The organism is Ruegeria sp. G10, from assembly GCF_056533645.1.
The window spans coordinates 242940-257399 of sequence record NZ_JBQFOQ010000001.1; the positions used below are offsets into that span (position 1 = coordinate 242940).

Annotated in this window: 17 protein-coding genes; 12 read left to right on the plus strand and 5 right to left on the minus strand. The window is 60.7% G+C overall.

Annotated features, from left to right (window positions below):
• The first annotated feature begins 49 nt into the window (after window positions 1–49).
• Genes ACR0KM_RS01145 through arsC form a run of 4 tightly spaced genes read left to right on the plus strand, consistent with a single transcriptional unit; the run spans window position 50 to window position 2209 of the window.
• Window positions 50–388: a DUF952 domain-containing protein gene (locus ACR0KM_RS01145; RefSeq protein WP_480857100.1), complete on the plus strand. Its 339-nt coding sequence runs from the start codon at window positions 50–52 to the stop codon at window positions 386–388.
• Entirely contained in the window at window positions 385–816 is a 432-nt protein-coding gene (locus ACR0KM_RS01150) for a DUF1330 domain-containing protein (protein ID WP_480857097.1), read from the plus strand. The genes ACR0KM_RS01145 and ACR0KM_RS01150 overlap by 4 nt, the downstream gene beginning before the upstream one ends.
• Window positions 813–1871 carry a quinone-dependent dihydroorotate dehydrogenase gene (locus ACR0KM_RS01155; RefSeq protein WP_480857095.1) on the plus strand — a complete coding sequence of 353 codons (1059 nt, stop codon included), beginning with the start codon at window positions 813–815 and terminating at the stop codon, window positions 1869–1871. The genes ACR0KM_RS01150 and ACR0KM_RS01155 overlap by 4 nt, the downstream gene beginning before the upstream one ends.
• The gene (arsC, locus tag ACR0KM_RS01160) at window positions 1868–2209 is read left to right on the plus strand and encodes an arsenate reductase (glutaredoxin) (protein ID WP_480528593.1); all 342 of its coding nucleotides are present in this window, start codon (window positions 1868–1870) and stop codon (window positions 2207–2209) included. The genes ACR0KM_RS01155 and arsC overlap by 4 nt, the downstream gene beginning before the upstream one ends.
• On the opposite strand, the gene ACR0KM_RS01165 is transcribed toward arsC, so the two are convergent.
• Genes ACR0KM_RS01165 through ACR0KM_RS01175 form a run of 3 tightly spaced genes read right to left on the minus strand, consistent with a single transcriptional unit; the run spans window position 2206 to window position 4461 of the window.
• Window positions 2206–3522 carry an MATE family efflux transporter gene (locus ACR0KM_RS01165; protein WP_480819508.1) on the minus strand — a complete coding sequence of 439 codons (1317 nt, stop codon included), beginning with the start codon at window positions 3520–3522 and terminating at the stop codon, window positions 2206–2208. The two genes, arsC and ACR0KM_RS01165, sit on opposite strands and share 4 nt — an antisense overlap.
• 2 nt (window positions 3523–3524) lie before the next feature.
• A complete protein-coding gene (locus ACR0KM_RS01170) occupies window positions 3525–4040 on the minus strand; it encodes a PaaI family thioesterase (protein ID WP_480819507.1) in 516 nt (171 codons plus the stop codon).
• Between the two features lies 1 nt (window position 4041).
• Window positions 4042–4461: a PaaI family thioesterase gene (locus ACR0KM_RS01175; protein ID WP_480819506.1), complete on the minus strand. Its 420-nt coding sequence runs from the start codon at window positions 4459–4461 to the stop codon at window positions 4042–4044.
• Between the two features lie 117 nt (window positions 4462–4578).
• Here ACR0KM_RS01175 and ACR0KM_RS01180 point away from each other — a divergent pair, with 117 nt between their 5' ends.
• From ACR0KM_RS01180 to ACR0KM_RS01215, 8 genes are all read left to right on the plus strand, one after another.
• Window positions 4579–4947 (plus strand): MerR family transcriptional regulator, encoded by a 369-nt coding sequence (locus tag ACR0KM_RS01180; protein ID WP_480857094.1) that lies wholly within the window; start codon window positions 4579–4581, stop codon window positions 4945–4947.
• A gap of 172 nt (window positions 4948–5119) precedes the next feature.
• A complete protein-coding gene (locus ACR0KM_RS01185; protein WP_480819505.1) occupies window positions 5120–5521 on the plus strand; it encodes a MerR family transcriptional regulator in 402 nt (133 codons plus the stop codon).
• A gap of 38 nt (window positions 5522–5559) precedes the next feature.
• Window positions 5560–7341 carry an acyl-CoA dehydrogenase C-terminal domain-containing protein gene (locus ACR0KM_RS01190; RefSeq protein ID WP_480857092.1) on the plus strand — a complete coding sequence of 594 codons (1782 nt, stop codon included), beginning with the start codon at window positions 5560–5562 and terminating at the stop codon, window positions 7339–7341.
• A 53-nt stretch (window positions 7342–7394) separates the two neighbouring features.
• Window positions 7395–7607 (plus strand): hypothetical protein, encoded by a 213-nt coding sequence (locus tag ACR0KM_RS01195; protein ID WP_480819503.1) that lies wholly within the window; start codon window positions 7395–7397, stop codon window positions 7605–7607.
• Between the two features lie 277 nt (window positions 7608–7884).
• A complete protein-coding gene (locus ACR0KM_RS01200; protein WP_480857090.1) occupies window positions 7885–8523 on the plus strand; it encodes a glutathione S-transferase family protein in 639 nt (212 codons plus the stop codon).
• A gap of 11 nt (window positions 8524–8534) precedes the next feature.
• Window positions 8535–9746, plus strand: coding sequence for an acetyl-CoA C-acetyltransferase (locus ACR0KM_RS01205; RefSeq protein ID WP_480819501.1), 1212 nt, complete (start codon window positions 8535–8537; stop codon window positions 9744–9746).
• Window positions 9746–10234 carry a cupin domain-containing protein gene (locus tag ACR0KM_RS01210; RefSeq protein WP_480857088.1) on the plus strand — a complete coding sequence of 163 codons (489 nt, stop codon included), beginning with the start codon at window positions 9746–9748 and terminating at the stop codon, window positions 10232–10234. Before ACR0KM_RS01205 ends, ACR0KM_RS01210 begins: the two co-directional genes overlap by 1 nt.
• Complete coding sequence (locus ACR0KM_RS01215; RefSeq protein WP_480857087.1) at window positions 10227–12428, plus strand: 3-hydroxyacyl-CoA dehydrogenase NAD-binding domain-containing protein; 2202 nt, start codon at window positions 10227–10229, stop codon at window positions 12426–12428. Before ACR0KM_RS01210 ends, ACR0KM_RS01215 begins: the two co-directional genes overlap by 8 nt.
• 59 nt (window positions 12429–12487) lie before the next feature.
• Here the strand turns inward: ACR0KM_RS01215 and ACR0KM_RS01220 are convergent, their stop codons facing one another.
• Together ACR0KM_RS01220 and ACR0KM_RS01225 are read right to left on the minus strand one after the other, a co-directional pair.
• Complete coding sequence (locus tag ACR0KM_RS01220) at window positions 12488–13183, minus strand: Hint domain-containing protein (RefSeq protein ID WP_480819498.1); 696 nt, start codon at window positions 13181–13183, stop codon at window positions 12488–12490.
• Between the two features lie 267 nt (window positions 13184–13450).
• On the minus strand, window positions 13451–14371 hold the full coding sequence (locus ACR0KM_RS01225; protein WP_480857085.1) for a DMT family transporter: 921 nt from the start codon (window positions 14369–14371) through the stop codon (window positions 13451–13453).
• Between the last annotated feature and the right edge of the window lie 89 nt (window positions 14372–14460).

A 14460-nucleotide genomic window follows, 5' to 3' on the forward strand; every position in this document is an offset into this window, starting at 1 on the left:
GGGGGAAATCCGGCTTGATTCTGCCCGTCGTGCGGGGCATCAGGGCATCATGCTGATTTACAAGATTTTCCGTGCCGATGAATGGGCGACCCTGCAGGCGCAGGGGGCCTCGGATGGTGCGCCCGTTGATGTGGCGGATGGGTTCGTGCATTTCTCGACCGCCACCCAGGCCGCCGAAACGGCGGCCAAGCACTTTGCCGGGACCCAGGGGCTGACGCTGCTGGCCTGTGATGCGGACGCTATGGGCGATGATCTGAAATGGGAGGTTTCGCGCGGCGATGCCCTGTTCCCACATCTCTATCGCCAGATACGGATGACGGATGTGGTCTGGTCCCGCGACCTGCCACATGACGGGCAGGCCCATCGCTTCCCGGAGGAGATGGAATGAGCCGCTTCATCGACCCCGAGCGCGAGCAATTCGAGGCGTTCAAGGCCCTTGATCGGGATCATCCGATCGAGATGCTTAATCTGGTGAGGTTCCGCAATCTGGCAGACTATCCGTCGGATCATCCGTTGGCCGATACCCGGCTGACCGGCGCGCAGGCTTATCGCAACTATGGAGTGGAAACTGCGCCGATCATTGACCGGATCGGCGCGTCAATCCTCTGGCGCGGCGCGTTTCAGGCCACGCTGATCGGTCCGCAAGACGAAGCATGGGACGCAGTGTTCATCGCCCGCTATCCCACCGCTCATGCGTTTCTAGATATGGTGACCGATCCCGGCTATCGCGCCGCTGTGGTCCACCGACAGGCCGCCGTTGAAACCTCGCGCCTGATCCGCTGCGCGCCAACAAAAGGTGGAGTGTCCTTCGGATGAAACTGACCGAGAAACTAGGGCTGGCCGCCCTGCACCGACTTGACCCCGAAACCGCGCATGGGCTGTCGATCAGGGCCCTGACCGCAGGGCTTGCGCCAACGCCCGGCCCTGTGACGTCCGACCGGCTGAGAACCCGTGTCGCAGGACTGGATCTGCCCAACCCGGTCGGGCTGGCCGCTGGTTTTGACAAGAACGGCGAGGCGCTGACCCCGCTCTCACGCGCGGGGTTCGGGTTTATCGAGGTCGGTGCCGTGACCCCGCGCCCGCAGCCCGGCAACCCAAAGCCGCGCCTTTTTCGCCTCTCCGAAGACCGCGCCGCCATCAACCGGTTCGGCTTTAACAACGAGGGCATGGAGGTCATGGCCCGTCGCTTGGCTCACCGCCCTAAGGATGCCGTGATCGGGCTGAACCTTGGGGCCAACAAGGACAGCGACGACCGGCCCGGAGATTTTGCCAAGGTGCTGGCCCATTGCGCGGCGCATCTGGATTTTGCCACTGTCAATGTCTCGTCCCCCAACACCGAAAAGCTGCGCGATCTGCAAGGCAAGGCGGCGCTGAGCGCGCTGCTGGGCGGCGTGATCGAGACCCGCAATTCTCTGCCCCGCCCGATCCCGATTTTCCTCAAAATCGCGCCGGACCTGACCGAGACCGAACTGCAGGATATCGCTGATGTCGCGCGCGAAACCGGCGTGGATGCGGTGATTGCCACCAACACAACCTTGTCCCGCGACGGCTTGCACAGCGCACACAAAGATCAGGCGGGCGGCCTGTCCGGTGCACCCCTGTTCGAGAAATCGACCCGTGTGCTGGCGCAGCTCAGCCGACTGACCGGCGGAGATATCCCCCTGATTGGCGTTGGCGGCATCAGTACGGCGGAACAGGCCTATGCCAAGATTTGCGCCGGGGCATCTGCGGTGCAGTTCTATACCGCGATGGTCTATGGCGGAATTTCACTGGCTGCCGAGATCGCCCATGGGCTGGACGCCCTGCTGGCCCGCGATGGCTTCACCTCGGTCGCGCAAGCGGTCGGCAGCAAACGAGAGGACTGGCTATGATCGAATACTGGCACAACCCCCGCTGCTCCAAATCCCGTGCCGGGCTGGCGTTGTTGCAGGACAACGGCGCGCAACCGGAGGTGCGCAAATATCTTGATGATGCGCCTTCGGCGGATGAAATCAGGGCGGTTCTGGCCAAACTGGGTATCCCGGCGATTAGCCTGATGCGCACGGGCGAGAAGGTGTTCAAGGAACTGGGTCTGACCAAAACCTCGCCGGACGAGACGCTGATTCAGGCGATGGCCGCGCATCCGATCCTGATTGAACGCCCTGTGGCCATTGCGGGTGACAAAGCCGCCATTGGCCGACCGCCCGAGAACCTGCTGGACCTGCTTTAGGCGATCTGCGCCTCCAACCTCGGGTACCTCCAGCCCAGCGTGACGCCGCGCGCGATGTTCAACACCATCAGCGCAGCCCAGAGCCCGTGATTGCCCATCGTGGGGACCAGCACGAACAGCGCCACCACATAGATCGCAACCGATTGAATCATTGCGTTGCGCATCGCGCGGGTCCAGGTGGCCCCGATGTAAATGCCGTCATACATCCAACTGGCCACCCCGATCACCGGGGCAAGCGCAGCCCAGAACAGATAGTCCCGCGCGGCGCTGCGCACCTCGGGCGAGGTCGACATCAGGTCAATGAGCGCAGGTCCGGCCAGATAGAACAGCAGCCCCAGCGCAACCGCCCCGCCCACGCCCCATTGCGAGGCCATCACCGATGCGCGCCGGACCTTCAGCCGATCACGTGCGCCAACCGCGCCGCCGACCAGCGCCTCGGCCGAGAAGGCGAAGCCGTCCAGCGCAAAGGCTGTGATCTCAAGGAACTGTAGCAAGACCTGGTTGGCGGCCAGATTCACGTCTCCTAAATCTGAGCCCACGAACAGAAACGTGGTGAACGCGCCCGTTAGTAAGACCGAACGCACCATGATGTCGCCATTCACCTGCAACATCCGGCGCAGGCGGCTGGCGTCGAAAATGCGCGGCCAGTCCCGCCACTGTTTGCCGCTGAACGCGTCGCCACACAGCCATAAACCCAGCGCGAGGCCGGTCCATTCCGCGATCAGGGTCGCGATGGCAACGCCCTCGACGCCCCAGCCGAGGCCCAAAACGAACCATAAATCCAACACGATATTCAGCCCGTTCATCCAGACTTGCAGGATGAATACACCCCGCGTGCGCTCGACCGCGATCAACCAGCCGGTCACCGCATAAAGGGCGATGGTCGCAGGCGCACCCCAGATACGGATTTCCAGATAAGCGCGGGTCAGCGCCTCGACCTCGGCGCTGGCCGGGGACAGGGCAAAGGCCCCGAGGAAAACCCAGACCTGAGCGGCGATAAAGAACAGCCCCGCCGTGCCGCCCAGCAACAGGCCACGCATCAGCAGCGCTCCGGTCTCAGCCGTATCGCCCGCCCCGCGCGCCTGCGCGGCCAGCCCCGTGGTGCCCATGCGCAGGAAGCCGAAAATCCAATAGATCGCCGACAGGATCACCGCGCCCATGCCGACCGCACCGATGGGGGCGGCCTGCCCCATCTGGCCCACGACGCCGGTATCCACCGCCCCAAGGATCGGAACGGTTGCGTTCGACAGCACAATCGGCAACGCGATTTTCAGCACGCGCCGATGGGTGATGGGCGCGTTGGCGTCCTCCACGCTTAGGCCTGTGTCGGAGGCTGCGGCATCAGGAAATGACCCGTACCCTGCGCAAACAGCTTGGCGTGGTTGTCCTGCCACGCCTCGACCCGGACCGAGGCATAGCGCCGCCCCGACCGGTTGATGAACGCCCGCGCATAGGCATCGCGCGGCAGGCCCGAGCGCAGGTAGTCGACGGTGAAATCGATGGTCTTGGGAAAGCGGATATTTTCGTTAGTCAGAATATCCTCGGCATCGATCTCACCGCTTTCGATCCTTGGGAACATATGCTCCCAACTCAGGGTGATGACGGCGGTGACTTCAAGAAAGGCCGCCGTCACGCCGCCGTGGATGGCGGGCAGGAACGGATTACCGATCAGCTTTTCGTCGAAATTCAACACACCGGTCAGCTCATCCCCGCGTCGGTCGAATGTGATGTTCAGAAATTGGATATAGGGCACCCCTTCGACCAGCGCTGTCAGCGCGGCGTCGCGGCGGTGCTTGACCACCTGCATGGGTTCGGGTCGCGCGCGCGCCATGTCAGCGACCCTCCACTGTGAATGCGCCCGAGGCGGTGGCGACGGGGCGGTCGCTGTCATCATCCGTTGCGGTTGCGCGCACAAATGCAACGTTGCGCGTGATGTGATAGCACGTGGCGCGGGTGCGGATGCTCTGTCCCGGCGTTGCCGCACGCATATAGTCGATGCGCAGGTCGATGGTGGCCGTGCCGCCCGGGGCGGATGGATGGCTCATCACAGCTGCACCGCAACAGGTGTCCAGCATCGCAGACACCGCGCCACCATGGATCACCCCGGTGCGAGGATCGCCAATCAGCTTTTCGTTATAGGGCATCGAGATTTCGGCCTCACCCTCACCGATATGGGTCAAATCGAGTCCCAAAGCCTTGGCATGCGGGATCGCCTCGATGAATTGGCGCGCTAAAACTGTCTTGTCGACCATAGGGTTGGGTCCTGTCCTTGTGCCTGCCCCTTTATGGGCCTGCGCCTGCGTCAAGGGCAAGCCCACCTGTTGCGCTTGCCGGCCCAACACCCTAGGTTGCAGCCGAGGAGACCCGGAATGTCCGACACCCGTTTGTCATTCAAAGAAATGTGCGCCGAGTTCGACGTGACTCCGCGCACCCTGCGTTACTACGAATATATCGAATTGCTGCAGCCCGACCGCGAAGGCCGGTCGCGCTTTTATGGCCCGCGCGAATGCGCGCGGATGAAGTTGATCATGCGGGGCCGCAAGTTCGGGTTCCCGCTGGAAGAAATCCGCCAATGGCTGCTGATCTATGAAGATCAGGGCAATCAGGCCCAGATGGCGACGTTTATCGAGATGGCAGATCGCCAGATGGAAGAGCTGCGCCAGCAGCGCGCGCAACTGGATGAGGCGATGGACGCGCTGCAGCAGCTGCGCAATCAGACGGTTGAGCTGCTGAAATAGCCCTTCCCTTACGGCAAGAAAATTTCTCGAAACCACCCTTTACGCGACCGGATGTTACGTCAACTTATTTGTGACGCAGCGTCCACATTACGTAAACGTCACTTGTGTGTTGTAAAACGCTCATCGACTGCGCAACTCAATCAACATGACGCCAGTGATGAGAGTTTGAACCATGACCGAAGATCTGCTGACCATCCGCGAAATGTGCGAGACCTATGATGTCACGCCCCGCACTTTGCGGTTCTACGAGGCCAAAGAGCTTTTGTTTCCGATCCGCGAGGGCCAGAAGCGCCTGTTCACCAAACGGGACCGCGCACGCCTGAAACTGATCCTGCGCGGCAAGCGCTTTGGCTTCAGCCTCGAAGAAATCCGCCAGCTTCTGGACCTGTACCATGTGGGCGACCAGCAGGTCACCCAGATGTCCCGCACCTATGAAATCGCGTGCGAGCGTCTGGCCGACATGGAATCACGCCGCGAAGAGCTGACACAGGCCATCGACGAACTGAAAGAGCAGTTGCGCTGGGGCGAGAAGGTTATCGCCTCGATGAAACAGGAAAAGAAGGCGGCTGAATAAGCCCGCCCTCTCGGACATATGAATTAAGGGAGCTTCACATGCCCGTCTATAACGCGCCAACAAAAGACACACAGTTTATCCTGCATGACGTTCTGAAGGTCTCGGCCTCAGATATCCCCGGTTATTCCGAGCTTGAGACCGAATTCACCGCAGCCGTGCTGGAGGAAGCAGGCAAAGTGGCCACCAACGTGCTGCACCCACTGAACGTGGTGGGCGACACCGAAGGGTGCCGGTTGGAGAACGGGATTGTCTACACCCCTACGGGTTTCAAAGATGCCTTCGAGCAGATGAAGGAAGGCGGCTGGACGGGCCTCGACATGCCGGAAGAGTATGGCGGCCAGAACATGCCCTACGTCATGGGGACGGCCGTGGGCGAGATCTTCTCGGGCGCAAACCAGGCATTTGTGATGTATCAGGGCCTGACCCATGGGGCGGCTTCAGCGATCTTGGCGCACGGGTCTGAAGAGCAGAAGAATACCTACCTTCCCAACATGGTTAGCTGTGAATGGACCGGCACCATGAACCTGACCGAACCGCATTGCGGCACCGATCTGGGCCTGATGCGCACCAAGGCGGAACCGCAGAGCGACGGCAGCTATAAAATCACCGGCCAGAAAATTTTCATCTCGTCCGGTGATCACGACATGGCTGACAACATCATCCATCTGGTGCTGGCGAAGATTCCCGGCGGCCCCGAGGGCATCAAGGGTGTGTCTCTGTTCATCGTGCCGAAGTTCATCGTCAACGAAGACGGCTCGCTGGGCGAACGCAATGGTGTGTCGGTCGGCAAGATCGAAGAGAAAATGGGCATCCACGGCAACTCGACCTGCGTCATGAACTATGACGAGGCGACCGGCTGGCTGCTGGGCGAGGAACACAAGGGCATGCGCGCCATGTTCACCATGATGAACGAGGCGCGTCTGGGTGTAGGCATGCAGGGATTGTCTCAGGCCGAGGCCGCGTTCCAGAACGCCTTGGAATACGCCAAGGACCGGCTGCAGGGCCGCGATGTGACCGGCGTAAAGAACCCGGACGGCCCGGCCGATCCGCTGATCGTACATCCGGATATCCGCCGCAACCTGATGGATCAGAAAAGCTTTACCGAAGGCGGGCGCGCGTTCATCCTGTGGGGCGCGACCGTGCTCGACAAGGCGCACCGGTCGGGTGACGCGGATGCGGACGGGCTGATCTCGCTGCTGACGCCGGTCATCAAGGGCTTCCTGACGGACGAAGGCTACGACATGACCGTGCAGGCACAGCAGGTCTACGGCGGCCATGGCTACATCGAGGAATGGGGCATGTCGCAGTATACCCGCGACGCCCGGATCGCGATGATCTATGAGGGCGCAAACGGCGTTCAGGCGCTGGACCTCGTGGGTCGGAAGCTAGCGCAGGATGGCGGCAAGCACGTCATGGCGTTTTTCGAGATGGTCAAGACCTTCTGCAAAGAGAACGGCGGCAAGGATGAGAGCTATGACAAGGCCTTTATCGAACCACTGAAAGCCGCGTCGAAAGATCTGCAGGCCGCGGGCATGTACTTCATGCAGGAAGGCATGAAGAACCCCAACAATGCGCTGTCGGGCTCTTATGACTTCATGCACATGTTCGGCCATGTGTGCCTGGGCCTGATGTGGGCGCAGATGGCCAAGGCCGCACAAGACGCGCTGGACGGCGGTGCCTCGGACAAAGAGTTCTACGAGACCAAGATCAACACCGGTCGTTTCTACATGGCCCGCCGCCTGCCCGCGACCGCCTTGCATCTGGCCCGCATCCAGACCGGCGCGGACACGGTAATGGCACTGGACGCGGCGAACTTCTGATCTCAGGGTGGGTTCGGGCACTGAAACCCGAACCCACATTCAAAGGAGACAAGATGCCGAAACGCTTTCGCCTGACCCGCCGATTTCCGGTCGCCATGACCGAAGAAGGGTATCGCAAACTGCGCGGCTTCGCGCGCGAGGCCGGTCTTGATGAAGGTGAAGCACTGTCATTTCTGTTCGAGAACTTCAACAGCGTGATTGATCACGAAAACCTGACGCACAGGCTGCGCATTTTCAACTCGGAGTTGGAGGCGCGCAAGCGGTGAAAACAAAATGCAAATCAACCGGCATCGCGAGCTCTGAGCTCAGATGCCTCCGGCGGGAGTATTTTTGAAAAGATGAAGATGCGATGCGTCCCTGCCACCGGGCGCACTCGTCATCAGGACAGGGACGACTTCACCTTTTACGGCCATCGGCTCTCCAGCCTGTACCGCAGGGTCATGAAGACAGAAGATCGTTAATTGAACGTTACGAAAGCAACTTCATCTTTTCACAAATACTCATTTCCGACCTAACCGCACACGCCATGGGAGGGGCGTTCTTATGACCATCAAGCTTCATTGCTTCGGAGAAAGCGGGAACTCGTACAAGGCCGCCCTCGCGCTTGAGATGTCCGGACTGGATTGGGAGCCGGTCTTTGTCGATTTCTTTGGCGGGGCAACGCGAACGCCGGAATACCGTGCTGAAGTAAATGCAATGGGCGAAGCGCCGGTGATGGTCGACGGCGATTTCAGCACCAGCCAGTCGGGCGCGATTCAGGCATATGTGACCGAGAAGTCCGGCAAATTCGGCGGCAAAGATCGCGACCAGAATTATGATATCTTCCGCTGGGTTTTGTGGGACAACCACAAGCTCAGCTCGGTGGCTGGCCTGACCCGATTTCTGTGCAACTTCCTACCCGAAGAGCATCGCAATGCGGATGTCATCGCATTCAACCAAGGGCGTTTGAAGGCCGCTTACAGCGTGCTGAACGCACATCTGGAAGGCCGCGACTGGATCGTTGGGGATGGCGTGACCAATGCCGATCTCAGCTGCTGCGGTTATCTTTATTACCCCGAACCCTTCGGCTTTGATCGCGCCGACTGGCCCAATATCGACGCCTGGCTGACGCGCCTCAGCGAACAGCCCGGCTGGAAACACCCCTATGACCTGATGCCCGGCAATCCGTCGGATCGAGCTTGAGGAGAAGACCCATGACCGAAGCTTACATTTATGACGCCCTGCGCACCCCGCGCGGCAAAGGCCGCAAGGATGGCAGCCTGCACGAGGTGACCTCAGTGCGGCTGTCCGCCCTGACCCTGAACGCGATGAAAGAGCGCAATAATCTGGAAGGTCACGCCGTTGAGGACGTGATCTGGGGCAACGTCACCCAAGTCATGGAGCAAGGCGGCTGTCTGGCGCGCTCGGCTGTTTTGGCGTCCGATCTGGATCAATCGATCCCCGGTCTGGCGATCAACCGGTTCTGTGCCTCGGGTATGGAAGCCGTGAACCTTGCAGCCAACCAGGTCAAAGGCGGCGCAGGCGAGGCCTACATCGCGGGCGGTGTTGAGATGATGGGCCGCGTGGCCATGGGAAGCGACGGTGCCGCGATTGCTGTGGACCCGACGCTGGCAATGGAGACCTATTTCGTGCCGCAGGGCATCTCGGCCGACATCATTGCGACCGAGTATGGGTTCAGCCGCGACGACGCCGACGCACTGGCCGTTGAGTCTCAGAAACGCGCGGCGGCGGCTTGGGAAGACAACCGGTTCGAGAAATCGGTGATCTCGATCAAGGACCAGAACGGCCTGACCATTCTGGATCGTGACGAATACATGCGCCCCGGTACTGACATGCAGTCGCTGGGTGCTTTGAACCCGTCTTTCGCGATGATGGGTGAGCAGATGCCGGGCTTCGACAAGGTCGCGATGATGAAGTACCCGCATCTTGAGCGGATCAACCACATCCACCACGCCGGCAACAGCTCGGGCATCGTGGACGGTGCAGCTGCGGTTCTGATCGGGAATAAGGAATTCGGTGAGAAATACGGCCTGAAACCCCGCGCACGTATCAAGGCCACAGCCAAGATCGGCACCGACCCGACCATCATGCTGACCGGCCCGGTTCCGGTGACCGAGAAAATCCTTGCTGACAATGGCATGCAGATCAGTGACCTGGACCTGTTCGAGGTGAACGAAGCCTTCGCCTCGGTCGTGCTGCGGTTCCAGCAGGCGTTCGATGTCGATCCCGCTTTGGTTAACGTCAATGGCGGTTCTATCGCGATGGGTCACCCGCTGGGCGCAACCGGCGCGATGATCATCGGCACCCTGCTGGATGAGTTGGAGCGTCAGGACAAGGAAACCGGTCTGGCCACGCTCTGCATTGCGTCCGGCATGGGGGCGGCAACCATTATCGAGCGGGTCTGATGCCCAAGCTGGACCTTTCGCAAATCCCCTACAGGGGCGGTTCGTCCTATCCCGGCAAACTGGCCGAGGCGGTTGGAGGCCGCTTCAACCAGGGCGTCGGCGATGCGGGTGGACTGACCCAGTTCGGGGTCAACATCGTGCGGCTGGAGCCGCAGGCCCTTTCCTCGCTTCGCCATTATCATATGGAGCAGGACGAGTTTGCCATCATGCTCAGCGGCGAATGCGTGCTGATCGACGATGACGGTGAGCACCAGATGCTGCCCGGCGATTGCGCCGCCTGGCCCGCTGGTGAGGCCAATGGCCATCACCTTGTGAACAGAACCGATGCGCCCGCGACCTTTCTGGTGGTGGGCACCCGGACCCCGACAGAGACCGGCTATTACAGCGACATAGACATGATGGTGAAGGACGACGAGAACGGATTCGTCTTCACCCGCAAGGATGGCAGCCCGCTGACGGCTGACCAGATTGGAGATGACAATGACTGATTTCACCCTCAGCAAAGACGCAGACGGCGTCGCCTTCATCACCTGGGACGTTCCGGGAAAATCCATGAACGTTCTGTCGCGCGAGGCCTTCACTCTGGTCGGCGAACTGATCGATCAGGCGCTGGCGGATGATGAGATCAAAGGCATCGTGATTACCAGCGGCAAGGAAGGTTCGTTCGCTGGCGGCATGGACCTGAGCACGCTTGCCACGATCCGTCAGGAGGCCGGTGATGAACCCGCTCAGGCGCTATTTGACTTCGTCATGAGCGGTCACAACATTCTGCGTCGGTTGGAACTGGCAGGTATGGATCCGAAGACCAAGAAAGGCGGCAAGCCGGTGGCCTGCGCCATCAACGGCACCTGCGCCGGGATCGGGACCGAGATTGCGCTGGCGTGTCATCACCGCGTCATGACCTCGAATGCCAAAGCGAAGATCGGCCTGCCCGAGATCCTGCTGGGTATCTTCCCCGGTGGCGGCGGCACCATGCGCTATAGCCGTATGGTTGGCGCGATGGCGGCGGCTCCGGTCCTGCTGGAAGGCAAGATGATGGACTCGAAGAAAGCCAAAGGCGCGCAGTTGATCGACGCGGTCGCGGACGATCCAGTTGCCGCAGCCAAGGAATGGGTTCTGAATGCCAAGGACGCCGATCTGGTCAAGCCATGGGACGCGAAGGGCTACAAAATGCCCGGCGGCGCGCCGTATCACCCGGCTGGCTTTATGACCTTCGTTGGCGCAAACGCGATGGTGAACGGCAAGACACAAGGTGCTTTCCCGGCGGCAAAGGCTCTGCTGAGTTCGATCTACGAAGGCGCGCTGGTTGACTTCGACACCGCCCTGAAGATCGAGGCGCGGTGGTTCACCAATGTCCTGATGAACCCGTCCTCATCGGCAATGATCCGGTCGCTGTTCCTGAACAAGGAAGCGCTGGAGAAAGGGGCGGTGCGTCCCAAGGATGTCCCTGATCAGCGCGTCAAAAAAGTCGGTGTTCTGGGCGCGGGCATGATGGGGGCTGGTATCGCGCTGGTCTCGGCGCAGGCCGGGATGGAGGTTGTTCTGATCGACCGTGATCAGGCTGCCGCCGATAAGGGCAAGGCCTATAGCGAGAGCTACATGGACAAAGGCATCAAGCGCGGCAAAGCCACCGCTGAGAAGAAAGAGGCCCTGCTGGCGCAGATCACAGCCACCCCTGATCTGGAGCATCTGAAAGGCTGCGATCTGATCATCGAGGCCGTGTTCGAAGACCCCGGCGTCAAGGCTGAGATGACCAAGAAAGTCGAGGCGATCATCCCCGAGGATTGCATCTTTGCGTCAAACACCTCGACCCTGCCGATCACCGATCTGGCGAAGGCCTCAGTGCGGCCTGAGCAGTTCATCGGCATCCACTTCTTCTCACCCGTCGAGAAGATGTTCCTGGTCGAGATCATCAAGGGCAAGGGAACCGGGGACCGCGCGGTCGCCAAGGCTCTGGACTACGTACGCCAGATCCGGAAGACACCGATTGTGGTCAACGATGCGCGCTTCTTCTACGCCAACCGCTGCATCATTCCCTATATCAACGAAGGCGCGCGCATGATCACCGAGGGCGTCAGCCCCATCCTGATCGACAACGCGGCGCGTCAGCTGGGCTTCCCGGTCGGACCGATCCAACTTACGGACGAGACTTCGATCGATCTGGGTGCCAAGATTGCACGGGCGACCAAGGCGGCGATGGGTGATGCCTATCCCGAAAGCCCCTCGGACGATCTGATCTTCTGGATGGAGGAACAGGGCCGTTTGGGTCGCAAGGCCAATGCTGGCTTCTTCGACTATGACGACAAGGGCAAGCGCGTCGAATATTGGAAGGGTCTGCAGGACAAGTACCCGCTGGCCGCCGAGCAGCCTGACCTGATCGAGGTGCAGGAACGTCTGATGTTCGCACAGGTTCTGGAAGCCGTCCGTGCGCTGGAAGAAGGCGTTCTGGAAGACATCCGTGAAGGCGACGTGGGCGCGATCTTGGGCTGGGGCTTTGCGCCTTGGTCCGGTGGCCCGCTGAGCTGGTTGGACATCATCGGCACGCCCTATGCAGCCGAGCGCTGCGATCAGCTGGCCGAGGCCTATGGTGAGCGTTTCGCCTGCCCGCCGCTGCTGCGTGAAATGGCCGATAAAGGCCAAAGCTTCTACGGTCGGTTCAATCCGGAAGCTGAGGCCGCGTAAGAAAACAGATGCAGGCGCATAAAGTCATGTGCCTGCATCGTTCTTTTTGAAGTGTTAGGTCAGGTCTGCCATTCAGGCCGCAGAAACAAAGGCGGCATACTCGGCCGTCCCGGACGCCCCGGTCGGCGTATCCCCGAAGGGGGCCGGATCGGGAAAATCGGTTCTTGCGGGATGGGTGCAGGCAGTGCACCCAACGGGTTTGCAAAAGCGGAAATATCGCCCCTTGTCGCAACCGCTTCGATCAACAGTTCGGCATCCTCGGCATCAGCGACCTCATAGGCGCTTGTCGGCCCCAGAGCCGCCACCATCCGGCCGGCCGGACAATAGGCCTGAAACCCGCCTTCGATGAACACGACCTCATCCTGATCGAAAAATAATGACGTCACATCAAAGGTCTGGGCCGGTGTCTGCGAATGCAACCGCCCCACCCCGCTGAGCATGCGGGCGGGCACAATCGAGATACCCTCGATCCCCAGACCCAGCTTGCCCTGATCCAGCGCCATGCCCTGTTCAGGCATCAGCCAGACAGGTCGCCCGTTATAGGCCGCGCGCGACGGGACAAGCACCGGCAGATGCTCGGCCCGTCGCTCATCTCCGGGAACAACGATACGGTCGACGCTGGCGCGCCGAAGCTCGCGAAAGCCGTGATCCAGTGTGCGCACCAGATCACCCGCGACCAATCTTTCGACCGGTTTCCAACCGCTGGTTGTTGCAACCTTGGTTCCGTGCAGTAGGCCCCCACGACGTACTGACACGGCTGTCCCCGAAAAGGCCCCCCGGCCCCTGTCTTCCTGTTTCGAATACCCCGAAACACTCACTACTTCTAACACGTGCCTTCCCCTTTTTGGCACCTTCAAACAAAACAGAAGGGTCTGAGTGTTGTGCCTTAAAGGGGCTTAGTTTCGCCACATTTGGGGCAAATTTCGGTTAATTTCGCCGCATTTAGCCGGATTTCGGTGGACAAAGCCGCAGGCGAACGCCCGTTTGGACGCCCTGCGGAAACGACGGGGCGCGAATCCGGTTCAGGGTTGGGCCAGCAGACGACGTTCTCTCCACCCCAGCAGGACCCCTGCCGTTGCGATCATCGCGATGCCGATGATCTGCATCACGCCCACGGATTGCCCAAAGGCCACCCATGCAAACAGCGGACCGAAGATCATGACCGAGTATTCGAACACCGCCACATAAGACGGTTCGCCCAGTTGATAGGCTTTGATCAGCATGAACACCGCGATTGTCGAGCCGACAGCCTGCACCACAACCCACGGCACCGCCGCGTGCATCGGCCAGACCCAGCCGCGCAGCACGAACCCCTCGGGCCCGGCCACCGCTGTAGCCGGAGATAGTGCCAACCAGACCAGCCCCACCCCTCCGGCCAAGCCAAGCGTCACCACCATCGCGGCCAACAGAGCGACGGTGCTTTCGCCCGCGCAATGGGTGCGCGTGACGACGGCGCTGAGGGCATAGAAGAAACCACCGGCCACGGGTAGCAGGGTTTTGATGTCGAAGGATTGTGGATCGGGCTGCAACACGCACAGGATACCCGAGAAGCCCAACAGGACGGCAACGATCCTCCATGGCCCGATATGCTGCTTCAGGATCAGGGCCGAGATAAGCAGCACAAAGATGGGTGACGTGAACAACCCGGCCAGTGCCTGCGCGATCGGCATCAGCGCCAGTGCGCTGAAATAGAACAGCATGGCCAGAGTGATCAAAGCACTGCGCAGCGCGACAATGCCATAGCGGCGGGGTCTCAGGCTACCCAGCCCCAGCAACGACAGGCAAGCGATCAGCGGCAGCATAAGCAGGGCACGGCACAGGTGGAATTGCCATAGCCCGATGGTCTCTGCCAGACGAATCACGAAGTTGTCGATGACGCCGATGATTGCCATCGCACAGACCATCAGCATCGATGCCAGCGCCGAGGACCTCTCGTGTTCCACCCCTGATATCCCCCTTGCCGCAAATACGCTCGCCCCGATCCGGCCCAGTCAGCATATTTTCGAAACCGCGCGCAACAGGTTTGCGCCGT